Origin of the sequence: Rhodopseudomonas sp., assembly GCF_048594845.1 — a bacterium.
In the GTDB taxonomy this organism is placed as follows: domain Bacteria; phylum Pseudomonadota; class Alphaproteobacteria; order Rhizobiales; family Xanthobacteraceae; genus Rhodopseudomonas.
On sequence record NZ_JBMDXE010000255.1, the window covers coordinates 1 to 25,300 of the forward strand.

Genomic DNA, 25,300 nt, shown 5'->3' on the forward strand with positions numbered 1-25,300 from the left:
GCGCGAGGGACTGAGCCTTGCCCTGGTGGTGGAGACTGTCCATCCGGACGATCGCGACGGCCTCGCGCGCGCCATCGACGCGGCCATCGCGCGCGGCGGTCCCTATGCCCACCAGTATCGAACACGCCGCGCCGACGGCAAATACTACTGGCTCGAAGCCAATGGCCGCGTCGATCTCGGCCCCGACGGCATTGCGCTCAGTTTCCCCGGCGTGCTGATCGACGTCGACGACCGTCGCGCGCTGGTCGAGGAGCGCGACCGTGCCATCGCCGAGCTGCGCGCCTTGAACGAGACGCTGGAGCAACGTGTCGCCGAAAGCCGTGCCGAGCTGCTGCGGTCCGAGGAGCAGCTGCGGCAGTCGCAGAAGATGGAGGCGGTCGGCCAACTCACCGGAGGTCTGGCGCACGACTTCAACAATTTGCTGGCCGGGATTTCCGGCAGCCTCGAGCTGATGTCGACCCGCATCAGTCAGGGCCGTATCAAAGACGTCGACAAATATCTCGTTGCGGCGCAGGGCGCGGTAAAGCGCGCGGCGTCGCTGACGCACAGGCTGCTCGCTTTCGCGCGCCGCCAGACGCTGACGCCGACGGCGGCGAACGTCAACAAGCTCGTCAACGGCATGCTGGATCTCGTCCAGCGAACGGTGGGGCCGGGCATCGAGGTCCAACACGTCGGCGCGACGGGGCTATGGGCGGTTCTGGTCGACGTGCCGCAATTGGAAAGCGCGCTGCTCAACCTGTGTATCAATGCCCGCGATGCGATGCCGGACGGCGGCAAGATCACGATCGAGACCGGCAATCGCTGGATCGACCGCGCGCATTCGAAGATTTACGACATTCCGACCGGCCAGTACGTGTCTCTGTGCGTCTCCGACACCGGCACGGGCATGACGCGCGATGTCATCGCCAAGGCATTCGACCCGTTCTTCACCACCAAGCCGATCGGCAAGGGCACCGGGCTGGGCCTGTCGATGATCTACGGCTTCGCACAGCAGTCGGGCGGCCAGGTGCGGATCTACTCCGAGGTCGGCGAAGGCACGATGGTGTGCATCTATCTGCCGCGCCATCGCGGCGAGGCGGAGGATGACGAACGTAGTCCGGACTCCAGCCTGATTTCATTTGCCGAAGCCGGCGAGACGGTGCTGATCGTCGACGACGAACCGACAGTGCGCATGCTGGTCGCCGATGTGCTGGGCGACCTCGGCTACACCGCGCTGGAAGCAGCCGACAGCGTCGCCGGGTTGAAGGTGCTGCAATCCGACGCGCGCATCGATCTATTGGTGACCGACGTCGGACTCCCGGGCGGCATGAATGGCCGGCAACTGGCCGACGCCGCGCGTGAGACGCGACCTGGCCTCAACGTGTTGTTCATCACCGGCTTCGCCGAGAATGCGCTGCTTAACAATGGCCAGCTTGAACCCGGCATGGCGGTGCTGACCAAGCCTTTCGCAGTGGATACACTCGCGGCCCGCATTCGCGAGCTGATCGCGAAGTAGACAGTCGTCGGCTGTCAAAGCTGCAGAGCACGGCCGTCGCCGTGGCGCATCGGCGGAGCGAGATGAGGCGTCTCCTGCGTCGACGGCGCCACGGCCCGATGCAGCCGCCGCGCCATCGCGCTGGCACGCCGCGCCGTGTAGTCGAGCAGCCAGCGCTCGAGGTCGCACGGAAGTAGTGCAGGCGCGTAGAGGAAGCCCTGTACGATGTCGCAGCCGAGTTCGGTCAGAAGCGCAAGCTGGCCCTCGGTTTCGACTCCCTCGGCGATCACGTTCAGTCGAAGGCTCTGGCCGACGCGAACCACGGTGGTGACGATCGCTCGCGTATTATCGTCGGTTTCGACGTCGCTCATGAATCCGCGGTCGATCTTTAGCTCGCGGATGGGGAGTTGCGCCAACCGGCTCAGACTTGAATATCCGGTACCGAAATCGTCGAGCGACAGGCCGACGCCGAGTGCCCTCAGCGCGTTCATGGTCGCCAGCGCGCGCGAGCGCTCCTTTTCCAGCACGCCTTCGGTGACTTCGAGCATCAGCACCTCGGGCGGCAGCCGGTGCTCGGCGAGGCAATCGGCGACGACGGACGGCAAGTTGGCGTTCTGGAAGTTGATCGGTGACAGGTTCACCGAGACGCAGGGAATGTCCAGTCCCTGATTGCGCCACAGCAGCATCTGCCGGCAAGCCGCGCGGATCGACCAAACTGCGATGTGGTCGATAAGCCCGCACTCTTCGGCCAGGGGGATGAATTTTGCCGGCGAGATTTCGCCGAGCAATGGATCACACCAGCGCGCCAGCGCTTCGACGCCGTGGATGGCGCCGTCAGCGGTGCTGATCTGTGGCTGATAGCGCAGTTCCAATCCGTCCTGCGCGATTGCCCGGCGCAGGGCGGCCGTGTAGGCCATCCGCTCCTCGGCGATGCCATTCATCTCCGCACTGAAGAAACGATAGGTGGAGCGGCCGGCGCGCTTGGCTTGATACATCGCGGTGTCGGCCTGCCGGATCAGCGTATCGAGATCGGTGGTGTTGTCGGGGTACAGGCTGATGCCGATGCTGGCGGACATCGGCACTTGCCGCGCGCCGATCCGCAGCGGCATCGTCACGGCGTCCGAGAGACGCTCCGCGATCCGTCCCGCCGCGGCGGCGTCGCGATTGGGCATCACGACGACGAACTCATCGCCGCCGAGCCGGCCAAGCATGTCGCCCGGCAGAATCTGTTCTCGCAGGCGCCTGGCGAACTCGATCAGGAATTCGTCGCCCGCCGAATGGCCGAGTGTGTCGTTGACGTCCTTGAAGTTGTCGACGTCGAGAAACGCCAGCGCGACGTGCTCGTCAGCCGGGCAGGCTTCGGTTGCCTCGGCGATCAGGTCGCGCAACCGGGCGCGATTGGGCAGGCCGGTGAGCATGTCGTGATACGCGAGCCGCGCGATTTGCGCGCTCGACTCCTTGCGCTCGATCGCCAGCGCGCCGAGGTCCACACAGGCCTCGATGATGCGCTGATGCCAACGGCTCGGCTCACGCGACTCGCGGAAGTAGAAGGCGAAGGTGCCGATCACGCGGCCGTCCTTCGACTTGATCGGCGACGACCAGCATGCCCGCAGACCGACTGAGAGCGGGCGCGCCTTGTAGGGCTGCCAACGCGGGTCTGCATCGAGGTCGATCGCCAGTACAGGCTTGCCATAATAGGCGGCGCTGCCGCACGAGCCGACGTCGGGGCCGATCGCGACGCCGTCGAGCGCCTGCGAGTAGTCCGTCGGCAGGCTCGGCCCCCCGAGCGGGTGGATCAGCCCTGCTGCATCGATGTGGAGGAGGGAGGATACCACGTCGGGCGCGATCTTCTCGACCTGGCGGCAGAGCCGGTCGCCGATTTCGGCGATCGGGAGTTCATCCGCCAGCGCGGCCCGCGTCAGCTGCTGCAACGAGCGGAGCTGCTTGGATTCCGAAATGTCGGTCAGCATCGCGAACCCGTGCCGGATCTGCCCGCGAGCATTGCGTAGCGCCTTGACTTCGGCCTGAACCCAGATCTCGTCGCCGTTCTTGTCGTAAAGCAGTATTTCCTGCTCGCCGCCGTGATCGTCGTGAGTCCAGGTTTTTAGATTGTCGAGCGCGATCTGATCTGTATAGCGGCCGGCGAGTAGCTCGCTGGCATGACGCCCTTTGGCTTCCTCGGAAGAGTAGCCGAACAGCGCGGTGAAAGCGGTATTGGAGTAGACGATGGTCTGTTCGTGATCAGTGACGACGACAGCGCGGCTGGTCCGATCGGAGATGGCGGTGAGCAGCGCCATTTCTTCGCGGCGCTCGACTTCGCGGGTGATGTCACGAACGAAGGCGATAGTGCATCCTTCGCAGCCGAACTGAATGTGTGACACCGACATCGCCGCGCGAATCTGACTGCCGTCCTTGCGTCCGATTTCGATCTCGGAATTGCGGCTGCAGGCCGCCGTATCGCAGGCAGCCCGGGCCGTATCGGCCTGAGCGGTAAGTGCGGTGAGGCCGAGGGAAACGGCGTCGCAACCAAGGACGTCGGCGCGGTTCACGCCCCACACCGACTCCGCTGCTTCGTTGAAGTAACGAACATGCTGATGACTATCGACGATGACCACGGCTTCGCTCGATTGCTCGAGCGCGGCGAGGCGGATCGTGGGATCCTCGGTGAAGTTATCGTTGTTGCTCATCGCCAGCCTTGATACCTGGGAAATGTACCAGGTTCCTCGAGGGGAACTCAGCTACTGAAGTACTCGCTGAAAGTGAGCAAAGCGTTGTCGGCCACAATGCGCCACCAGGGCGGCCTTTCATCCTTAGGAAACCGTTGCCGCATGCCGACGAACATCGCGACAGCCTGTGCTTTTGCATCAGATGATGTTTAGGGCGCACCGATCGCCAGCATGTCGCGTGCGGCGATTGATCTAGCCTATGGGCGTTGCGCCAAACGTCAGGCGGATGTGACGGCGTGCGCCGTCTCGATCGTCGCCCCGAAGATCTCGGTGAAGGATGCGCGCAACGCGACGTCGACGTCTGGCATCGTGACCGGCAGGCCGAGATCGACCAGACTGGTCACGCCGTAGCGCGGATCGCTGATGCCGCAAGGGACGATCGCCTGGAAGTGGCTGAGGTCTGGTTCGACGTTGATGGCGATGCCGTGCAGGGATACCCAGCGTTTCAGCCGGACGCCGATCGCGGCGATCTTGTCCTCGAAGCCCGCTCCCTTGTCAGGGCGCGCGACCCAAACGCCGACGCGATCTTCGCGCCGCTCGCCACGGATGTTGAAGGCGTCCAGCGTGGCAATGATCCATTGCTCCAGCGCCGCCACATAGGCGCGCACGTCCGGTCGGCGGCGCTTGAGGTCGAGCATCACATAGGCCACCCGCTGGCCCGGCCCATGATAGGTGAGCTGTCCGCCGCGTCCGGTGGCGAACAGCGGGAATCGCGGATCGAGCAGGTCGGTGGCATGGCCGCTGGTGCCGGAGGTGTAGAGCGGCGGGTGCTCGAGCAACCACACCAGCTCGGGCGATTCGCCGGCCGCAATTGCGGCCGCGCGTGATTCCATCGCAGCGACCGCTTCCGGATAGGGAATCGGTGCGTCCGAGATCATCCATTCGGTGGGCGGGCTGCCGACGAGGGGCGCGAAACCGGCCAGATCCAGTGTGTGGCGGGCGTTAACCGGCGCGTTAATCATTGGATAACCATAACATGGTCAGGTTCGCACACGTTCGTTTCACAGGCTGTCAGTCCGGGTTCCAGTGCCAACACTCGATAAAGTCTCGGTCGACCTCATGGTGGTGCTCGGCACCACTTCGATGCCGATTCACCAGGTTTTGCGGCTCAGCCGCGGCGCCATCATCGAACTGGACGCCACTGAGGCGGACGAGGTCAAGATCCTGGCCAACAACATGCCGATCGCCAGCGGCGTGGTGCTGGTGGATCGCAACCGCATCGCGGTCGAGGTCAAACAAATGTTGACGCGGTCGCCTGATCGTCGCTGATGCACTTGTACCCCAATCATTGATTTGTTAAATGGGCGCCGTCGATCCGGTCGGGCGCCCAGCCTGGACCGATCCCAAGCGCTCGTGGCGGAATTGGTAGACGCGCTGCCTTGAGGTGGCAGTGAGTAAAATCGTGGGGGTTCGAGTCCCTCCGAGCGCACCAAGGGCTTCGGTCCTGGAGCCGTGCCGCCAGAGCCGAGCTTCCACCCTTCAAAGAGTTACCGAAAAGGCTGACTTCGTGCGTGTTCAGCGGTTGAAGGCTGCGCACGGAGAAGGATGCGAAGCGCCCGGGAAAATCATACCCTCCGGTTCAGTGAGGCCCCGTTCTCATCGTGATGCTTGAGTCGCGCTGACGCGGCATGGAAGCCGCGCCTCTCAAGAACGACCCGGCACATTCCAGGCGCTCCACAGCGCACGATTCGGTCCGTTGCAAATGGCTGGACGTCGGTCTTGCGACGGCGCAAGCTGGCGGAAAATGTCAAGTTGCCAAATCGTCATGGCACTAAAGTTGCATCATCCTCGATCGGATGAGCGGGCAGGGCAGCCGCTCGTCTTCCTTGGGAGCAGCGATGGGTGCAGTCACGGACGTCAGCGCCTTCAGCGATTTCGTGCTGCGACTTCACGAGCGCAGCCGAACTGAAGATCCAGCGGCCTTGCTGCACTGGAGCATCGCAGAGCTCGCGGACATTCTGCGCGCCGATTGCGGCTGGGCCGGCTGGGCCGATCTATGGAACGGCAACGACGTCGAAGTTTGCGGTGCGGTGGCCTATGGGCTTCCCGACGATTTCCAGAGCTTCTGGGACAGCATCCGGCGCGAAGATCTGCTGGCCCGCGACGTCATCGCCACCGGCAGCGCGCACGCCTGTTACGATCGCCAGGGCCAGCGCCATACCGACGGCATGATCGCGCTATCGGACCGCTACAACATCCGAAAAATGACGGTTGTCTGCGAAATGCGCAGCGACGGCGAACCGTCTCTGTTCATGTCGTTCTATCGTGGCGACCGTGGCGCGCGGCCGCTCGACGAAGCGGAGACACGCTTCGTGCGCTGCGCGATCGATCATCTGGCGCGATTGTCGGCACGTCGCTGCGAGGCCGAAAGTGGCCGTGCCGCGTTGCTGGTGAACGACGAGGGCCGGATCGTGTTCGCGCCGCCGGACTCATTGCGCTTTCTGCGCGAGCGCTGGCCGGGTGCGCGCGCCAACTACCTGCCATTCGCCTTCACGTCGCCGGCGGCGGAGCCGACCCGCAGCGTGACCGACGGCGTCGTGGTGCAGAGCCGACGGCTCGGCGGTTACTTCAGTCGGCCGTTTCATCTCGTGCATCTACGGCCGGCGGCGGCTTTCGACAGGCTGACGCCGCGTGAGCGGCAGGTTGCCGAACAGATCGCCAAGGGCCACACCCACAAGGAGATCGCGCGGCTGTTGGCGATGTCGCCGAACACCGTGCGCAACCACACCCAGACCATTCTGGGCAAGCTCGGCCTCAGCAACCGCGCGATGCTGGCCTCGATGGCGACGAGCTCGGCAACCATCTGACTGCCGTCACCGGCATTCCAGACCCTCGGCGTGACGGAGCGGGCGTTTCGCCTCGCATCCTGTTCTTGACGAACCATCGAAAGCAGGTGTGCCAGCCGGCGCTCTCTCGCCGTGCAGTGAATCTGCGCGTATTGCTCATGAATTGGTCTCTGTATGATTACCAATTCATCGGCGCGCGGCGTCATTTCAATATGCAATTTTGCACATCGTGTTGCACAATTAGGCGTTTTCACACGGCAACAATGCGCGATGATGCGCCTACGAAATTGCTGCCGATTAGTACGGATATCGAAGCGCCATGCGAAATCCCGTCTCGCAACTCACCACCAAGCGGCTGCGCCATGCGAGTGAGTTGGCGATCGGCCCGGTGTTGTTGTTCGTGTTGTGGTGGCTCGCGGCGCGCGGCGGTTGGGTGAACAAGGATCTGCTGCCGTCGCCGGTCGATACGCTACGCGATACGGCGATCAATCTATCGTCGGGCAGCATGAGCAAGGATATCGCGCATACCATGGTGCGTGTCGGCTATTCGCTGGTGATCGCGATCATCGCCGGCGTGCCGGTCGGCATCGTGCTCGGCGCCAAAGCTGCCGTGTATCGATCGGTCGAGTTCATCATTGACTTCTTCCGCTCGACTCCCGCGACCGCGATGTTTCCGCTGTTTCTGTTGCTGTTCGGACTCGGCGATCTTGCCAAGATCGCGGTGGCGGCGTTCGCCGCGTGGCTGGTGATCGTGTTCAACGTCGCCTACGGCGTGATGAATGCGCGGCAGACCCGCGTGCTGGCGGCGCGTTCGATGGGCGCATCGTCGCTGCGCATCTTCCGCGACGTGATCTTCTTCGAGACCCTGCCGCAGACCTTCGTCGGCCTGCGCACCGCGGTGTCGCTGGCGCTGGTGGTGATCATCGTCGCCGAGATGTTCATCGGCGCCACCGATGGCATGGGCCATCGCATCATTGATGCTCAGATCTCGTACTCGCTGACCGACATGTACGGCTCGATCCTGGTCGCCGGGGCGCTCGGCTACGGCCTGAATCTGGTGCTGCTGTTTCTCGAACGCTCGCTCATTCACTGGTCCGGCAAATAGCCGCGGCCGCTGCCATCCCACGGGAGATTTTGCGATGAAGACATCCGTTCTGTGCGCCGCCGTCGTTGCTGCCACCGTCTCGGCGACGGCCGGCCAGGCTGCCGAATGCGCCAAGATGGACAAGGTGTCGGCGGCGTGGCTGCCGATCATGCAGACCACCGCGTACTACGTCGCGCTCGATCAGAAGCTGTTCGAGAAGGCCTGCATTGAGATTGATTCCGCGAAGATGGAGTCGCCGAACCAGATCATCGACGCGCTGATCGCCGGCCGCGCCGATTTCGGACCGCCCGGCGCAGCGGCCGGCATCGCGATGATCGCGGAGGCGAAGTTTCCCGGCAAGCTGAAGATCTTCGGGCTGCAGGGCGGCGGCATCAAGGTCGACCGCATCAACGACGGGCTGATCGTCAAGCCGGACAGCCAGATCAAGAGCTTCGCGGATCTGAAGGGCAAGACTCTCGGCCACGTGCCCGGCATCCAGTGGCGCACGATCTCGCGCCACATGGTGAAGGCTGCCGGGCTCGATCCGGACAAGGACGTCAAGCTGGTTGATCTCGCGGTCGCCATGCAGGTGCCGGCGGTGGTCGGCGGCACGGTCGACGCGACGCTGTCGCTGGAGCCAGTCGGCTCGATCGCGGTGGCGTCCGGCAAGGCCAAGCGGGCGATGACCAACCCGGTCGCCAGCGTGATCGCCGATCCGTTCTATTCGGGCGCGTCGGTGATGACCACGAAGTTCCTGACCGAGCGTCCCGACGTTGCCCGCCGGGTCGTCGCGGTGATCGATCAAGCCACCGACCTGGTGAACGCCGACTTCGCCAAATACAAAACGGTGCTGCCGGCCTACACGCCGATGAAGGCCGATCAGCTCGATCTGGTAGCGCAGCCTTATCTGCGCGGCTTCAAGGATCTCAACGACACCGACATCAAGTCGTATCAGGCGCTGGTTGACGTGTTCATCGCCGACGGCGTGGTGCAGGGACCGATCAACGTCCGCGACAAGATGCTGACCAAGGCGGATCTGGGCGAATGAGCGCGCGCAGCGTCGTCCAGTTGCGGCCGGAGCCGATGACCGAGATGGCAGCGCCCGCCGCCAAGCACGCGCGGCAGCGGAAGATGACGATCCGCGGCCTGCGCAAGACCTTCAACGATGCCGTCGTGTATGACGGCTTCGATCTGGATCTGCCGCTCGGCCAGTTCATTTCGGTGTTCGGCCCGAATGGTTGCGGCAAGAGCACGTTGATCAACATGATCTCGGGCTTGATGCCGATGGACGCCGGCGAGGTGCTGTACGACGGCCAGCGCATCAGCGAGACACGAATCTCCTACGTGTTCCAGAACTATCGCGAGGCGCTGTTTCCCTGGCTGAGGGCGATCGACAACATCCACTATCCGCTGAAGATGATGGGCGTGCCGCGCGCCGAGCGGAAGCGGCGGATCGAGAAGCTGCTGGCGGAGTTCGAGATTCGCATCGACCTCAACGCTTATCCCTACACGCTGTCGGGCGGCCAGCAGCAGACGGTGTCGATCCTGCGCGCGCTCGTCACCGAGCCGGAGGTGCTGTTTCTCGACGAGCCGTTCTCGGCGCTCGACTACGAAATGACGATGTCGATGCGCGAGCAGCTGCAGAAGATCTTCATGAAGACAAAGACCACGATGCTGCTGGTGTCGCACGATCTCGACGAGGCGATCGAGCAGGCCGACAAACTCGTACTCTTGACGCGGCGGCCCACGAAGGTCGCGGAGATCGTCGAGATCGATCTGCCGTGGCCCCGCGACCGGGCGGTGACCACCGGCGACGACTTCATGGCGATCAAGCGTCACTGCCTCGATCGCTTCTGGCAGGAAGTGAAGAAATGACGGGCATCGGCTGAGCCGGTCCCGACCGAACCGACCACATTCAATCTGGAGACTGACATGACGAAGCGCCGGTTTCGCGCCGCTGCGGTGCAGACACTCGCCAAGTTGGGCGATTTCGATTTCAACATTGCGCTCGCGACGGCTTACGTCGAGGACGCGGTCCGGCAGGGTGCCGAGCTGATCGTGTTCCCCGAATGCATGGACACCGGCTATCTGTTCGACTCGCCCGAGCAGTGCCGCGAACTCGCCGAGACGCTGACCGACGGGCCGTTCGTCAAGGCGCTGGCGGCGCTGAGCCGCAAGCACGGCGTCTACATCGCCAGCGGCATCACCGAATGGGATCCGGCGAAAGAGAAGATCTTCAACACCGGCATCATGTTCGATCGCAAGGGCGAGGTCGCCTGCCACTATCACAAGCAGTTCCTCGCCACCCACGACCAGAACTGGTTCGCGTTCGGTGAGCGCGGCTGCCCGGTGGTCGACACCGACCTCGGCAAGATCGGCCTCTTGATCTGTTTCGACGGCCGCATTCCGGAAATCTTCCGGTCGATGGCGATACAAGGCGCCGAAGTGATCGTCGATATGGCGAACTTCTTCGCGATGGATCAAGCCGACATGTGGGGACCGGCGCGCTCTTACGAGAACGGCGTCTGGCTGGTGGCCGCCACCAAGGCGGGCTACGAGCGCTCGATCTACTATCCGGGCGGCAGCATGATCGTCGATCCAAAGGGGCGGGTGCTGTCGAAGGTGCCGTACGACACCCACGGCATGTCGATCGCCACCATCGATCTCGACGCGGCGGCTGACAAATCGATCTACACCGCCAACGACAAGATCGCCGATCGCCGCCCCGAGACCTACGGCATCATGGCGCTGCCGTACGAGGAGACGCCGGTGAACGGCATCGCCGACCGGCCGCTGATCCCGTCGAAGTCGGTGACCAAGGTCGCGGCCGTTCAGATGCACGTCACGCCGGAGTGCAGCGTCGCGGAGGTGCTCGACATGGTCGATCACACCGCCAAGCTCGGCGCCAAGGTGATCACGCTCCCGGAATACGCGTTCAGTGCGCAATACATCCTGACGCCGGCGGAGGCTGTGGCCGCTGCCGATCAGGCCGCGGCGAACCTCGCTGCGGTGGCCAAGATCGCCGGCCGTTACGGCTGCCTGATCGCGGCGCCGATCATCGAGCGCGCCGCGGCGGGCCTCTATGTCACGACGGTGCTGATCGGGCCGGAGGGCAAGGAGATCGGGCGCTATCGCAAGACGCACCTCACGGCCGAGGAGCAAAAGTGGGCGGTCGCCGGCTTCGACTATCCGGTGTTCGACACGCCGTTCGGCCGCATCGGCGTGATGTCCGGCTATGACGCCGTGTTTCCGGAAACCTCGCGCTGCCTCGCGATCGGCGCGGCCGATATCATCCTGTGGCCGGCGGCGCTGCGCGAACCGTTCGAGCGCGAATTGCTCGCCGTGCCGCGCGCCGAGGACAACCGCGTCGCGGTCGTGCTCGCCAACCGGATCGACAGCCCGTATCCGGGCGGCAGCGTAGTGATCCCGCCGACCGGCTTCCCGCAGTGGGACATTAACGTCGCGGCGCCGCGCGTGATGAAACTCGGCGCGGTGATGCCCAAGCATATCGATCTCGCGGTGTGCCGGCAGAAGATGATGATCCCGAAGGTCGACATGTTTGCAAACCGTCTGGTGGAGACGTACGCTCCCATCGTCGCGGCGTAGTCCCGAAGGGTGGCTGTCCGGACACTAACGGAAGGTCGGCGCCTCGGCGCCGGCCGTGCCGGGGAGACGGCTGCGGGCGTGGCGAAGACTCAGCGCACCATCAGGTACGACTGGAACGACGTCGTCTATTTTCTGGAGGTGGCGCGGCAGCGCAGCCTGGTCCGCGCCGCCGCCAAGCTGAAGGTCGACCACACCACGGTCAGCCGCCGCGTCCGCGAGCTGGAGCGCAGCCTCAATTCGACGCTGTTCAAGCGGAGCAAGTCCGGCTTCACGCTGACCGAGATCGGCATGCGGCTGCTGCAATATGCCGAGGGCATGGAGAGCCAGGCGAACTCGATCGTCGAGGCGCTCGGGACGGACACGGCCGATGCCGGCGGCGCGGTCCGGATCGCCGCGATGGAGGGCATCGGCAGCTTCTACCTGACGCGCTGCATCGCCGACTTCAACCGGATCTACCCGTCTATCCAGATCGAGCTGATCACCGATACGCGGCTGCTCGATCTCAGCCGGCGCGAAGCGGATATCTTCGTCAGCTTCTTCCGGCCGCAAGGCAAGCGGCTGTCGATCAAGAAAGTCGGCGAGTTTCGCATCTCGCTGTATGCGACGGACGCTTACCTTGGTGGACGCTCCCCACCGGCCACGGTGAAGGAACTGGAAAGCCACGCCTTCATCGATTTCATCGAAGATCACATCTACAGCAAGGAAAACCGCTGGCTGTCCGACGTGCTGCGGCCGCCGCATACGGTGTTCCGCAGCACGAGCCTGGTGGCGCAGTGGATCGCCGTGGCCGAAGGGCAGGGCATCGCGATGCTGCCGTCCTATGTGGCCTCGGCGGATCCGACCCTGCAGCCGGTGATGCCCGAGCTGTTCACAACCCGTGATATCTGGCTGTCCGTCCACGAAGACTTGCTCCACATTGCGCGGATCAAGGCGGTGACGACGTTCCTCGAGAAGCGGATCGAGGCCGACCGGGCGTTCCTCACCACGGTGAAGAACAAACCGGTTCGCAAACGGCGCTAATTGCGGCTTCTCCCATTGCGCGAAGCCGCGCTGCAGCAAACGCTGCCTGATGCGTAGCAAGCAAAACCGGCCACTTAGCAAGCACCCGGCTGGGGGATGCATTCGCATCATGGTCAGTCCGGAACCGCGCTGCTTATGATTTGCATCGTCAGCAAATCGGAGAGCAGCGCATGAGCTCGGGTATCGGACGTCGGGAGCTACTTCTCGGGACTGCCAGCGCCATGCTGGCGGCGCCTTTCATTCGGCCGGCACAGGCGGCGGACGACATTCTGATCGGCGTCCCCACGGCGCAGTCGTCCCCGGTCGGCGTCGGCGATCACAAGGACTGGCTGAACGGCAGCACGCTGGCGGTCGACGAGATCAACGCCGCCGGCGGCGTGAAGGGGCGCAAGCTGCGGCTCGAAGTGGTGGACATCGACGTGCTGTCGCCTGAAGGCACGGTGAGCGCGTTCCAGGCCCTGAACGGCCGCAAGGTCCACGCCATCACCTCGGCCTTCGTGCTGATCCCGCAGCCGGCGATGGACGCGGCCGCGGCCACGGGCGTGCCGTATGTGCACGGCAACACCGGCCAGGCGTCGCTCGATCTCGTGAAGGGCAATCCGCAGAAGTACAAAAACGTCTTCATGATCGACGGCGCCGAGACCTGGTACGGCTACGGCTTCATCCGTTATCTCGACAAGCTGGTCGAAAGCGGCGCCTGGAAGCCGAAGAACAACAAGATCCACATCGTGCAGGAGCAGATCGCCTACACCCAGGTGATCTCGAAGGCGACGCAGCAGGCGATCGCCGAGTCCAAGGGCAAGTGGGCCGTCGGCGCCATCACCGACATTCAATATCCAGTGCAGGACTGGGCGCCGGTGCTGCGCGCGCTGCACGACACCGATGCCGGCGTGCTGTTCATCGACCACTGGGTCGCGGCGGAGCTGGCGGCGTTCGCGCAGCAGTTCTCCGGCGATCCTGTCAAGGGCTCGCTGGTGTATCTGCAGTATGGCCCGAGCCAGCCGGAGTTTCTCAGCCTTGCCGGCGGCACCGCCGAAGGGATGGTGTGGGGCACGGTGATCGGCACCCACGCGACCGGACCGGCCGCGACCTTCCGCACCGCCTACAAGAAGCGGTTCGGCGACAACATGGGCATCGTCTACACCGGCAGCGGCTACGACATGACCAAGATGCTGGCGCAGATCTGGGCGGAGGTCGATCCGAGCAATTTCGACGGCGTCGGCGCCGCCATCCGCAAGGCGAAGTACACCGGTGTCTGCGGCACCTACACGTTCGACCGGCCGGAACAGTGCCCGCTGGTGCATCCGTGGCAGACCGAGGATGCCAACGCCGGCATCAGCCATCTCTTGCTGCAGGTGCAGGACGGCAAGCACACCATCATCGCGCCGGACGGGCTCGCCGAAGCCAAGCTCAAGCCCGCGCCCTGGTTCTGAGCGAGCCGGCGGGCAGGGCGATGATCGACGGCGCGCGGTTCGGCTGCGAAGGGATCAGCCTGTCGCTCGGCGGCAGGCAGATCCTCAAGGACGTCGCGCTCGCGGTGCGCGGCGGCGAGATGCTCGGGCTGATCGGGCCGAACGGCGCCGGCAAGACCTCGCTGTTCGAAGTGCTGTCAGGCCGCTATGTGCCGCAGCGTGGCGAAGTGTTTCTCAATCAGCAGCCGCTCGGCAAGCTCGACATCTTCCAGCGCGCCCGCCGCGGCGTCGCGCGGACCTATCAGAGCCCGGTGGTGCCGAATTCGCTGACAGTCGGTGAAGTGTTCCGCGCCGCCCGCAAGGCCTATCCGCCGTACATGTCGGTGCACGACGCCGAATGGGCGGCGCGCCTGGTCGGCCTCGAAGTATCCTGGTCGCGGCTCGCCGGAACGCTCGACACCTTCGATCGCCGCAAGCTGCTGCTCGCCTGCCTGATGATGCGCCGCCCGCAGGTGTTGCTGATGGACGAACCGGCGTCCGGCCTGATCAACACCGAGATCGCCGAACTCGACCTGCTGCTGCGCAAGCTGGTCGACGAGTATCACATCGCCGTCATCCTGATCGAACACCGGCTCGAACTGCTCGGCGCCATCGCCGACCGCATCGTCGTGCTGGATCTCGGCGCGGTGATCGCTGAGGGCGATCCGGAGAGCGTGTTCAAGGATCCCAAGGTGCGAGCCGCCTACTTCGAGGGGACGGCATGAGCCGCAATCTCCTGAAGATCGAAGGCCTGTCGGCCGGCTACGGGCCGCTGCGCGTGCTGCACGAGATCGACTTCGCGGTGGCGAAGGGCGAGCGGCTGGCGATCGTCGGGCTCAACGGCCACGGCAAGACCACGCTGTTCCGCGCCATCATGCATCTGGTCGGCTGGCAGCGCGGCTCGGTGCGGTTCGAGGATGCCGAGATCGGCGGCTCGCGCTCGCTGGGCGAAGGCCGTCGCACGCCGGGCATCGTGCGGATGGGGATCGCGATGACCCCGCAGGGCGATGCGATCTTCCCGGGGCTCACCGTAGACCAGCATCTCGATTGCGGTGCCTACACCAAGGAAGCGTGGCACGGCCGCGGCGCGCGCCGCGAGAAGGTCTACGAGATCTTCCCGCCGCTGCGCGAGCTGCGCGACTCGCTGGTCGGCAAGCTGTCCGGCGGCGAGCGCCGCATGGTGTCGATCGGCCGGGCGCTGATGGCGGACGCCAAGCTTTATCTGATCGACGAACCCTCGCTCGGCCTTGCGCCAAAAATCTCCGAGCGCGTCGTCGATGCGCTGATGAACATCTCGCTCGACGGCAAGGCGATGCTGATCGCCGAGCAGAACGTCGAACTCCTGTCGGGCAAGGTCGATCGCATGATCGGCATGCACGCCGGCCGCTTGCGCGGCGAAGTCGGCCACGTGGATCTCGTCTGATGGATGCTGGGCTGGTTCTGTACGCGCTGTATCTCGGAGCGATCTACGGCCTGATGGCGATCGGCATCTCGCTGCTGTGGTCGAGCGTCGGCATGGTCAATATGGCGCACGGCGCGACCTTCGCCGTGTCCGGTTACGGCGCTTTCCTCGCCGCGCAATGGTTCACGCCGCTGGTCAAGGCGGCGATCACCACCACGGCGTGGTCGAATCCGGCGCTCGCGGTGCTGCTGGCGCTGACCGGCATCGTCGCCGGCGCGCTGTGCGGCGTGGTGATCTATCTGATCGCCTTCCTGCCGATCCACGACAAGCCGAACTTCGCAGTGCGAAGTCTGATCATCACCATGGCGATCAACCTCGCCACCGTGCAGGCGCTGCTGTGGTGGTTCGGCCCGCAGCAGAAGAGCCTGCCCAAGGTGTTCGGCATCGGCCGCACCGAGGTGCTGGGGATGGCGCTGCGGATCGACCAGATCGTCACCATCCTGACCACCATCGCGGTGCTCGGCCTGACGTTGCTGTGGCTGCGCCGCAGCCGGATGGGGCTGGAGATCCGCGCGGTGATGCAGAACATGGAGGGCGCGGCGCTGTCGGGCATTTCTGCGCGGCGCACGGCGCTGCCGATCATGATGCTGACCGGCGCCTTCGCCGGCCTCGCCGCGGTGCTGCTGTCACAGACGGTGTTCGTCAGCCCGACCGCCGGTGCGATCCCGCTGGTGAAGGGCCTGACCATCGCGCTGCTCGGCGGCCTCGGCTCGGTGCCGGGTGCGGTCGCCGGTGCGGTGCTGATCGGCTTCGTCGAAGCGATCACCGGCATCGTCCCGTTCCTCGGACAGCGCTACGTGCTGTTCATCCAGTTCGCAGTGATCATCGCCGTCCTCGTCGCGCGCCCGCGCGGACTGGGCGGCCTGCTCGACGAAACGCGGGAGTAGGGCGTGGCCGATCAGACGCCGGATCGCACATACTATCAGGTCGGCCGCCGGCCGCACGAACTGACGCTGAAGCCGGCCGGCGCGGCGCCGTGGGCGCGCTGGCGAGTGCCGTTCAGCAAGCGGCACTGGCTGGCGTGGCGCGGCCGGATCAATCCGCGGTCGCTGGTCCGCGAACGCAGCCTCGACGACAAGCGGCCACTGTGGTGGACGCTCGGCCTCGGCGCGCTGGTCGTGGTGACGCCGTTCCTCAGCGACCAGGGTATCACGGTCGCGTCGATCTTCTGCATCTATGCGGCGATCAACGTGATCTGGACGCTGATCATCGGCACCGCCGGCATCTTCTCGCTGGCGACGATGGCGGTGGTCGGGCTTTGCGGCTACGCGGCGGCCGCCGCCAACGTCTATCTCGGCGTGCCGTGGCCGCTGCTGATTCCGATCGGCGCATTGGTCGGGCTCGTCATCGGCGCCATCCTGGCGCTGCCGTCGACGCGGCTCGACGGGCTCTACTACGCGCTGCTGACGCTCGGTGTCGCCGAGATCTGCCGGGTGTTCGTGTCGCAGATCAAGGCACTGGCGCCGTCCAACGGCAGCATCAACCAGGTGGCCTCGTTCATCCCGGCGGACTGGCTGCTGAAGCGGCCGGGCCTGCTGCTCGGCTTCGCCGGCGCGTTCGTGCTGTTGCTCTGCGCGCTGCTGGTGTTCCGCCTCGTCAACAGCGAACGGCTGGGCATCCTGCTGCAGTCGGCGCGCGAGGACGAGGCGTTCTCCGAGGCGGTCGGCATCGACTATCGCCGCGCGCGGCTGTGGGTATTCATTATCTCGTCGGCGGCGCTGGGCGCGATCGGCGCCTTCTACGCGATGTTCTATCGCTCGATCTCGCTGACCGTGTTCTCGCTCGATCAGCTGCTGGTGATGTTCGCCATGATCGTGATCGGCGGCCTCGGCCGCTCCGAGGGTGCGGTGGTCGGCACCGCGATCGTGGTGCTGATCGACAAGGGCCTGATCGATCTCGGGCCGCTGCGCATCATCCTGATCGCCGCCGTGATGGTGCTGGTCGCCACCACCGCGCACAACGGCCTCGTCGGCGTGCGCGGTCAGTTCCGCAATTTCCGCAACCGCAAGAAGAGCGAGCGCCGCGCCGTCCGGACCAAGAAGGGGGGTGAAGTGATGCCCGAGGAAGCCACCGAGATCGCCGACAAGCAGCAGGTCTATTACCGGCTGTTCGACAAGCGCATCCGCGACCAGCTCAAGACCATGATCACGCCGGAGCTGATCGCCGAGCACAAGGCCAAGCCGCTCGGTCAGCATTCCGACGCGCTCGACCGCGTGCTGAACTACTTCCGCCGCGCCGAGCTGGCGGACAAATACGCCATCATGCGGGTCGGGCCGTATCGCAGCTGTTCCTACAAGGTGATGGCGTTCTCCGGCCGCGCCGGCCATCCGCCGCGCGTGGTCGACGACAAGCTCTACGCGACGCTCGACGAAGTCTACCACGCGGTGTTCCTGCTCCGCGTCAACGATCTGCTCGAAAGCTGAAGGCCCGGCGATGGCGACCAAACGTATCCATGGTTATGCAGACCCGCTGTCGGTGAAGGCCGGCCAGACGGTCTCGTTCATGATCTCGGGCGAGGGCACCGATCACGTCGACGCGCAACTCGTCCGCCTGTTGCACGGCGACGAAAGCCCCGACGGGCCCGGCTTCGTCGAGCAGGAGGTCGTCAGCACGATCCCGGCGACGATCGCGGTGAAGCGGCAATTCACCCAGCTCGGCGGCCATGCGGTGGTCGACGATCCGCGGCAGCTGCTGATGCCGAAGGGCGACTTCACGCTGTATGCGTTCGTGTATCCGACCAAGCCCGGCATCAAGCGGCAGGCCATTCTGTCGAAATGGGACGTCGCCGCCAGCAAGGGCTACGGCCTCGGCATCAGCGCCGAGGGGAAGCTGGAATTCTGGGTCGGCGACGGCGCGCAGATTGACCACGTTGCGGCCGAGATCCCGCTGGTCGAGCGGGTTTGGTACTTCGTCGCGGCGAGCTACAGCGCCGCGAGCGGCGAGGTGCGACTGCATCAGGTCGGCGTCGTCAACCGCTACAATTCGCTGACCGGCCCGGTCGTGCCGCGCGACTACGACTCCCACGTCACCGAGACGCTGAAGGTGAAGCCGGCCGATCCGGGTGCGGCGATCCCGTTTCTGTGGGCCGGCGGCAGCGAAGAGAACGACCTGCGTGGCCGTTTCGTTAGCATCCTGTACAACGGCAAGATCGACCGCGCGGGCGTGGCGGGCGCGGTGCTGTCGGATATCGACATCGCCGAGATCCTGCGCAGCGGTGCGCCACCCGCTTCGGTGCCGCGGATCGCGCATTGGGATACGACCGCGGGCTACACCGACACGGGGATCGGCGACACCATAGTCGACACCGGCCCGAGCGGGCTGCACGCGCAGGGCGTCAATCGCCCGGTGCGCGGGATGACCGGCTGGAACTGGGCCGGCCGCGACGACTGCTACCGGCTGAACCCGTCGCAATATGGCGGCATCGCCTTCCATGACGACGCGCTGACCGACGCCAAATGGCAGCCGACCGTCACGTTGACCATTCCGGACGATCTGAAGAGCGGCGTCTACGCGTTGCGGCTGCGCGCCGGGGAGGCCGAGGATCACATCCCGTTCTTCGTCGCGGCCTTGAAGCCGAAGGCGCCGCTAGCGGTGCTGATCGCGACGTTCTCTTACCTCGCCTATGCCAACGAGCAGCTCGCGTTCGGTTCGCCGGTCGCGCAGTCGATCGTGGCGCACACGCCGATCCTCAGCGAGGAGGATATCGAGAACTACAAGCTGCAGGAATTCGGCCTGTCGACCTACGACCACCATGCCGACGGCGCCGGTTGCTGCTACACCTCGTGGCGGCGACCGATCATCAACATGCGGCCGAAATTCCGCGCCGGTTCGATCGGCGTGCCGTGGGCGCTGCCGGCGGACCTGTCGCTGATCTGGTGGCTCGATCATGCCGGATACGATTTCGAGGTGCTGACCGACCACGATCTGCACGAAGGCGGCGCGGCGGCGCTGGCGCCGTATCGCAGCGTCATCACCTGCACGCATCCGGAATACTACTCCGAGAAGATGCTCGACGGCACCGAAGACTACATGCGCGCCGGCGGCCGGCTGATGTATCTCGGCGGCAACGGCTACTATTGGGTATGCGGGCTGCGCGAGGACGAGCCGCATTGCATGGAGGTGCGCAAGCTCGACACCGGCTCGCGCGCCTGGCAGGCCGATCCGGGCGAGGGCTATCTCGCCACCACGGGCGAACGCTCCGGCCTGTGGCGCTCGCGCGGCCGGGCGCCGCAGAAGATCGTCGGCGTCGGCTTCACCTCCGAGGGCATGGACGAGTCGCAGCCATTCGAGCGGATGCCCGACTCGTTCCACCGCCGCGCCGCCTGGATGTTCGAGGGCATCGGGCCGCAGGAGAAGATCGGCGATTTCGGCCTCGGGCTCGGCGGCGCCGCCGGCCTCGAGATCGACCGCTACGATCTTGCGCTCGGCACGCCGCCGCACGCGCTGCTGCTGGCGGCGTCGCACGGCCATTCCGACAACTACCCGCTGGTGTCGGAAGAAGTCGCCTATGCGTTCCCGGGCCGCGGCGGCACGCAGGATCCGCAGGTGCGCGCCGACATCACTTACTTCACCACGGCCAATGACGGCGCCTGCCTGTCGATCGGGTCGATTGCCTGGAGTCAGGCGCTGCCCTGCAAGGGCGGTGAGAACAACGCCGCGACCTTCATGCGCAACGTGCTCGGCGCGTTCCTGACGCCCGGCAAGCTGCCGGGCACGGAGTACTCGGGCGACGAGAAGTTGTGGCGGTGAGTCTTTTGACGGGGAGAGCAGGATGACGGTGACGACCGGAGGCGAGCCACGGCAGACCCTTCGCAAGGACGCCGTCGGCGTCGCCCACATCGTGTTCTTCGTGGTCGCGGCGGCGGCGCCGCTCACGGCTGTCGTCGGCGCCTCGCCGGCGGCGTTCGCGTTCGGCAACGGGCCGGGCGTGCCGGGGACGTATCTGCTGGTCGGATCGCTCTATGCAGTGTTCAGCGTCGGCTTCACGGCGATGAACCGCTTCGTCGGCAGCGCCGGCGGCTTCTACGCCTACATCGCCAACGGACTGGGGCGGCCGGCGGGGCTCGCCTGCGCGTTCGTGACGCTGGCGACATACCTAGCGATCGAGATCGCCGTGGTGGGGCTGTTCGGCTTCTTCGGCAACACCATCATGATTTCGGCCGGTGGGCCGGAGATCCACTGGTTCGTCTACGCGATCGTGCTGATGGCGGCGGTCCATGTCTGCGGCGCGCGCAACATCGAGTTCAGCGGCCGGGTGCTCGGCTTGTGCATGATCGCCGAGATCGCCATTCTCGGCCTGCTCGGCGTCGCGGTGCTGATCGGCGGCGGCGGACCGGAGGGCGTGTCGCTGAAGCCTTACGGGCCGGGCGCGGTGTTCCCGTCAGGCTTCGGCGTCGCGCTTGTGTTCGTGGTGGCTTCGTTCATCGGCTTCGAGGCCACCGTGATCTTCGGCGAGGAGGCGCGCGATCCGAAGCGCACCATCGCGCGCGCGACTTACTGGGCGGTCGGCATCATCGCGCTGTTCTATGCGTTCGCGAGCTGGGCGGTGGCGGTGCATTACGGGCCGTCGCAGATCGCCCAGCAGGCGACGGATCACGCCTCGACGCTGTATCTCACCGCGGTGCAGGCGCGGCTCGGCGCGGTCGCCGGCATCGTCATGAACGCGCTGCTGATCACCAGCCTGTTCGCCTGCACGCTGTCGTTCCACAACACCATCAACCGCTATCTGTTCGCGCTCGGTCGCGAAGGCATCGCCTCGAGCCACGTCGCGCGCACGCATGACCTGCACCAGTCGCCGTACATTGCCGGCATCGTGCAGACCGCGGTGCTGTTCGTCGCCACGCTGCTGTTCGTGCTGGCAAAGGCCAGCCCCTATGACGTGGTGTTCGCCTGGATGAGCACCTTCGCCAGCCTCGGCATCCTGATGGTGCAGATCGTAGTGTCGGGCGCGGTGATTACGTTCTTCCGCAAGAACCGCCGCGGCGTCGGCCTGTGGGCGGCGCTGGTCGCGCCGGTGCTCAGCGCGCTCGGGCTGGCGGCGTGCCTGGTGACGATGCTGGCCAATCTGGCGCTGGTCAGCGGCTCGGATTCGCTGGCGATCGACGGGCTGCCGGTGGCGCTCGTCGTGATTGCCGTCGCCGGCTATCTGTTCGCGCTCTACATCCGCCGCGCCCGGCCGGCGGTGTACGAAAATCTCGGGCGTTCGTTCGGCTGAATTAGTTCTGCTTCCGACGAGCTCACTGCCGTCATCCTGAGGCGCCCAGTGGGCCGCGCTATGCGCGGCTCAGTGGGCCTCGAAGGACGGCCTCACACACCGTGGCCGCATCCTTCGAGGCGCGCTGCGCGCGCGCCTCAGGATGACGATTCAGTGCTTGTGAAATGCGTCGCTTCAATCAATCGCGAAGCGCGTCAGTGGTTCAGCGGCCGCGGCCTTGCGGGCATGATGATCGGGCCGCGCTGCAGGCCGGCCGGGGCGATGGCGTGGCTGCCGGAAATCTGGCGGATCGGCGGAGTTGCCGAGGCCATCGCATCGGCCGGCGCGTGGGGCTCGTTGCCCGCATGGCGGGACGGCAGCAGAATGGTGGCGCGGATCGCCGGCTGCGTCTTCTCGGGGATGTTGAACAGCGCCGGCGACGGCACCGGAAAGACGATCGGATTAGCCGAGGTCTCGACCGGCAGCTGACGCGGCCATGGCGCCATCTTCGGCATCGGCACACCGCGCATCGCATGATGGAACGACGCTTTTGCACCGCCAAGGTCGAGGCTGAGATCCGCGACCGACGGGCCCGGCAGCATCTCCGCATGCGCGAAGCTGAAGCCCGGCACCTTCGGCCAATGCGAGATCGCGACCTGCTCGGTGATCGGATGCAGCCGCCATTGCGACGGCTCGGTCGGGGTCTTCGGCAGATCCTTGCTGGCCGGCACGACGTGGACGATGCGATAGCCGCGGGCCTTGAGCTCCTGCAGGATGCGCGGCAGCGCCGTGACGGTGCGCGCCTGGATGTCGTGCAGCAGCAGGATGCCGCGGCCCTTCGCCTGCAGCCGGCTCATCGCCAGGCCGTAAACCGCTTCGGGCGAGATGTGGCGCCAGTCGTCGGCGGGAAAGTCGGCGCTCCAGGCCTGCAGGCCCTGCGACGCCAGATAGCTCTCCACCGCTTCGGCGCGGAGGAGCCCGGGCACCCGGAAGAACGGCGCGATCGCCGACCGGTCGCCGCCCAGCGCGGCCGCGACCGACGCGATGCCCTGGTCGACCTCCTGCTGCGCCTGCTCGACCGACATACGGTTGAAGCTCAGCGGATGGTTCTGGCTGTGGGTGCCGATAGTGTGGCCGGCATCGCGCAGCTTGCGCACGCCATCCGGAAACGTTTGCGCCATCCGGCCGACGACGAAGAACGTCGCCTTGACGCATTCCTTGGCGAGGATATCGAGCACCGCATTGCTGTGGCGCGGCAGCGGGCCGTCGTCGAAGGTCAGCACCACCTCGTGGTCCTGCAACGGCAGCGTCTCGGCATATTGCATCGTGCCGATCCGCGGGTGTTCGCGCGGATCTACAACCAGCGTGCGCGACGTGCCGAGCGCGTTGGGATTGCCGGGGCAATCGGCCGCCAGAGCCGATGTGGCGGACAGAGCGAGCGCTGCGGTCGCGCAGGCGAGGCCAAGCAGGGACACCGTCCGGCCCGCACGTCGAAACAATCCACCCATCACGCGACCACGCACCTCAATCAGCCAGCATCGACCTTCAGGACGGTACGATATCGCCCTGAACGGCAGCTTAATTGTGGCTTTGATCACCATTTGTCCGCGCGCACCAGCGCTGATTCAGCGGATCGCGTGTGCGCCGGTGGCAATGGCCGGGTTGTCCGCCGGCGGCGGCACGACGTGGACGACGCGGTAATGGTTTTCGCGCAGGAAGCGCAGAAAATCCGGGATCATCGCCGCCGTCTGCGCACGCGGATCGTGGAACAGGATGATGCCCTTACGGGCGGCGGTGAGCCGTTCGCTGATCAGCTTGAGCTGCTGCTCCGGCGTCATCGGATTCCAGTCGCTGGCCCACAAATCGGCGCCCCACACGACGATGCCGCGTGACTGAAGTTTGTCGAGCAGCTCTGGCGTCGATTCGAAATACGGGAAGCGGAAGAACTTGGTCTCCGACAGCGGCGCGCCATGGCCGCGCAGCATCGACTCGTCGGCGGCGATGCCGCGGTCGATCTCGGCTAAAGCATCGGCCATGCTGAGATGCGAGAGGTGAGCGTGCGTGTAGGTGTGATGACCGACGGTGTGGCCCTCGGCCGCGATCCGCCGCACCAGCGCCGGCATCTCGAGGCCCGGCTTGCCGACCAGGAAGAACGTCGCCTTGACGCATTCATCCGCCAGCGCCTTGAGCACCTTCGGGGTGGTCGCGGCCGGGCCGTCGTCGAAGGTCAGCACGACCTCGTGATCCTCGAGCGGCAGCGTGTCCGGGAAGCTTTTGGTGCCGATCCGCGGATACTTCGACGCATCGATGGTGAGGGTGCGGGCGGTGCCGAGGGCGTCGGGGCGGGGACACTCGGCGGCGTGAGCAACGGAGCCGAGCACCGCAAAGCTGACAGCTGCTGCGGCAGCTCGCTTCACCGTCGCGGCGGCGCGCTTCGCTTTCGTCATGACACCCCCGGGGCGAACTGATCGAACGTGGATGTCGTGAATTTCATTGCGCCGCGCGTCACCGATTGAGTATTGCCACTGGCATTCGACCGCCGATTGATCCTGCATCTTGCCCGACGGCGCGCGAATTCCGCAACCGCTAAAACCAGCTACCACGCATACGGGGTGCGCCATGGCCGATAACATCGACGCGGGCCTGCGAGACGGCCATTCCGTGATCGATCAGCTCCCGATGCGCGACGAGGACGGCGAAATCAGGGCCGAATTCGTTGCAGCAGTCTCCGAGGCCATCGCCGCGGAAAACGCGCAGTTCCTGCGCGACGTGGTGACCGACCTGCACGAGGCCGATCTCGGCGATCTGATTGGGACGCTGGAGCCCGACGAGCGCGTCCGGCTGGTGGAACTGACCGGCGCCGATTTCGACTTCTCGGCGCTGAACGAGGTCGACGAGACGGTCCGCGAGGAGATCCTCGACGAGCTCGAGCCGGCGACCGTCGCGGAGGGTGTGCGCGAACTCGACTCCGACGACGCCGTCGAACTGTTGCAGGTGCTCGACGAGGACGAGCAAGAGGAGATCCTCGACAAGCTGCCGCCATCCGAGCGCGATGCGCTGGAGCGCAGTCTCGACTATCCGGAAAACTCGGCCGGCCGGCGGATGCAAACCGAGTTCATCGCTGTGCCGCGCGACTGGGATGTCGGCCAGGCGATCGACCACATGCGCGAAACGCCAGATCTGCCGGATCGCTTCTACGAGATCTACGTGGTCGACGGCGGCAATCAGTGGCAGGGCGCGGTGGCACTCGACGCGCTGCTGCGCTCGCACCGCAGCGTGCCGCTGGCCGATCTGGTCGACGAGGACCGCCGCAAGGTGTCGGTGCTCGACGATCAGGAAGAGGTCGCCCGTCAGTTTGGCAAGTACAACCTGGTGGCCGCGCCGGTGGTCGATCCCGACAACCGGCTGGTCGGCGTCATCACCATCGACGATGTCGTCGACGTGATCGAGGAAGAGGCCGACGAAGACCTCAAGGCGCTGGGCGGCGTCACCAGCGAC

20 protein-coding genes and 1 tRNA gene are annotated in these 25,300 nt (G+C 65.5%); 17 read left to right on the plus strand and 4 right to left on the minus strand.

From position 1 onward, the window contains the following. A partial coding sequence (locus tag ACOJTD_RS16580) for an ATP-binding protein (RefSeq protein WP_420133986.1) occupies positions 1–1,495 on the plus strand: 1,495 nt, incomplete at its 5' end. 14 nt (positions 1,496–1,509) lie between these two features. Here the strand turns inward: ACOJTD_RS16580 and ACOJTD_RS16585 are convergent. Beyond that, entirely contained in the window at positions 1,510–4,161 is a 2,652-nt protein-coding gene (locus ACOJTD_RS16585; RefSeq protein WP_420133987.1) for an EAL domain-containing protein, read from the minus strand. 257 nt (positions 4,162–4,418) lie between these two features. Further along, a complete protein-coding gene (gene lipB, locus ACOJTD_RS16590) occupies positions 4,419–5,162 on the minus strand; it encodes a lipoyl(octanoyl) transferase LipB (RefSeq protein ID WP_420133988.1) in 744 nt (247 codons plus the stop codon). Positions 5,163–5,226: 64 nt separating this feature from the next. Here lipB and ACOJTD_RS16595 point away from each other — a divergent pair, with 64 nt between their 5' ends. The 15 genes from ACOJTD_RS16595 (at position 5,227) to ACOJTD_RS16665 (ending at position 21,823) form a co-directional block, all read left to right on the plus strand. After that, a complete protein-coding gene (locus ACOJTD_RS16595; protein ID WP_011503482.1) occupies positions 5,227–5,469 on the plus strand; it encodes a FliM/FliN family flagellar motor switch protein in 243 nt (80 codons plus the stop codon). A gap of 78 nt (positions 5,470–5,547) precedes the next feature. Then, a tRNA-Leu gene (locus ACOJTD_RS16600) sits at positions 5,548–5,632 on the plus strand. 406 nt (positions 5,633–6,038) lie between these two features. Continuing rightward, positions 6,039–7,007 (plus strand): response regulator transcription factor, encoded by a 969-nt coding sequence (locus ACOJTD_RS16605; protein WP_420133989.1) that lies wholly within the window; start codon positions 6,039–6,041, stop codon positions 7,005–7,007. 298 nt (positions 7,008–7,305) lie between these two features. After that, positions 7,306–8,091 carry an ABC transporter permease gene (locus ACOJTD_RS16610; protein WP_420133990.1) on the plus strand — a complete coding sequence of 262 codons (786 nt, stop codon included), beginning with the start codon at positions 7,306–7,308 and terminating at the stop codon, positions 8,089–8,091. 34 nt (positions 8,092–8,125) lie between these two features. Then, positions 8,126–9,118, plus strand: a complete 993-nt coding sequence (locus ACOJTD_RS16615) for an ABC transporter substrate-binding protein (protein WP_420133991.1) — start codon at positions 8,126–8,128, stop codon at positions 9,116–9,118. Further along, positions 9,115–9,945: an ABC transporter ATP-binding protein gene (locus tag ACOJTD_RS16620; RefSeq protein ID WP_420133992.1), complete on the plus strand. Its 831-nt coding sequence runs from the start codon at positions 9,115–9,117 to the stop codon at positions 9,943–9,945. Before ACOJTD_RS16615 ends, ACOJTD_RS16620 begins: the two co-directional genes overlap by 4 nt. Positions 9,946–10,002: 57 nt before the next feature. After that, complete coding sequence (locus tag ACOJTD_RS16625; protein WP_420133993.1) at positions 10,003–11,676, plus strand: carbon-nitrogen hydrolase family protein; 1,674 nt, start codon at positions 10,003–10,005, stop codon at positions 11,674–11,676. A 78-nt stretch (positions 11,677–11,754) separates the two neighbouring features. After that, positions 11,755–12,696 carry a LysR family transcriptional regulator gene (locus ACOJTD_RS16630; protein WP_420133994.1) on the plus strand — a complete coding sequence of 314 codons (942 nt, stop codon included), beginning with the start codon at positions 11,755–11,757 and terminating at the stop codon, positions 12,694–12,696. 170 nt (positions 12,697–12,866) lie between these two features. Further along, positions 12,867–14,129: an ABC transporter substrate-binding protein gene (locus tag ACOJTD_RS16635; RefSeq protein WP_420133995.1), complete on the plus strand. Its 1,263-nt coding sequence runs from the start codon at positions 12,867–12,869 to the stop codon at positions 14,127–14,129. Positions 14,130–14,149: 20 nt separating this feature from the next. Beyond that, entirely contained in the window at positions 14,150–14,872 is a 723-nt protein-coding gene (locus ACOJTD_RS16640) for an ABC transporter ATP-binding protein (protein WP_420133996.1), read from the plus strand. After that, the gene (locus ACOJTD_RS16645) at positions 14,869–15,570 is read left to right on the plus strand and encodes an ABC transporter ATP-binding protein (RefSeq protein WP_420133997.1); all 702 of its coding nucleotides are present in this window, start codon (positions 14,869–14,871) and stop codon (positions 15,568–15,570) included. Before ACOJTD_RS16640 ends, ACOJTD_RS16645 begins: the two co-directional genes overlap by 4 nt. After that, positions 15,570–16,496, plus strand: coding sequence for a branched-chain amino acid ABC transporter permease (locus ACOJTD_RS16650; RefSeq protein WP_420133998.1), 927 nt, complete (start codon positions 15,570–15,572; stop codon positions 16,494–16,496). The genes ACOJTD_RS16645 and ACOJTD_RS16650 overlap by 1 nt, the downstream gene beginning before the upstream one ends. Positions 16,497–16,499: 3 nt before the next feature. Next, complete coding sequence (locus tag ACOJTD_RS16655) at positions 16,500–18,032, plus strand: branched-chain amino acid ABC transporter permease (RefSeq protein WP_420133999.1); 1,533 nt, start codon at positions 16,500–16,502, stop codon at positions 18,030–18,032. Between the two features lie 10 nt (positions 18,033–18,042). Further along, positions 18,043–20,358: a N,N-dimethylformamidase beta subunit family domain-containing protein gene (locus ACOJTD_RS16660; RefSeq protein ID WP_420134000.1), complete on the plus strand. Its 2,316-nt coding sequence runs from the start codon at positions 18,043–18,045 to the stop codon at positions 20,356–20,358. 22 nt (positions 20,359–20,380) lie between these two features. Then, positions 20,381–21,823, plus strand: a complete 1,443-nt coding sequence (locus ACOJTD_RS16665) for an APC family permease (RefSeq protein WP_420134001.1) — start codon at positions 20,381–20,383, stop codon at positions 21,821–21,823. 194 nt (positions 21,824–22,017) lie between these two features. On the opposite strand, the gene ACOJTD_RS16670 is transcribed toward ACOJTD_RS16665, so the two are convergent. Together ACOJTD_RS16670 and ACOJTD_RS16675 are read right to left on the minus strand one after the other, a co-directional pair. Further along, positions 22,018–23,310, minus strand: coding sequence for a polysaccharide deacetylase family protein (locus ACOJTD_RS16670; protein ID WP_420134002.1), 1,293 nt, complete (start codon positions 23,308–23,310; stop codon positions 22,018–22,020). Between the two features lie 117 nt (positions 23,311–23,427). Then, positions 23,428–24,249: a polysaccharide deacetylase family protein gene (locus ACOJTD_RS16675; RefSeq protein WP_420134003.1), complete on the minus strand. Its 822-nt coding sequence runs from the start codon at positions 24,247–24,249 to the stop codon at positions 23,428–23,430. Positions 24,250–24,421: 172 nt separating this feature from the next. On the opposite strand from ACOJTD_RS16675, the gene ACOJTD_RS16680 reads away from it, so the two are divergent. Beyond that, on the plus strand, positions 24,422–25,300 hold an 879-nt coding region (locus tag ACOJTD_RS16680; protein WP_420134004.1), incomplete at its 3' end, for a magnesium transporter.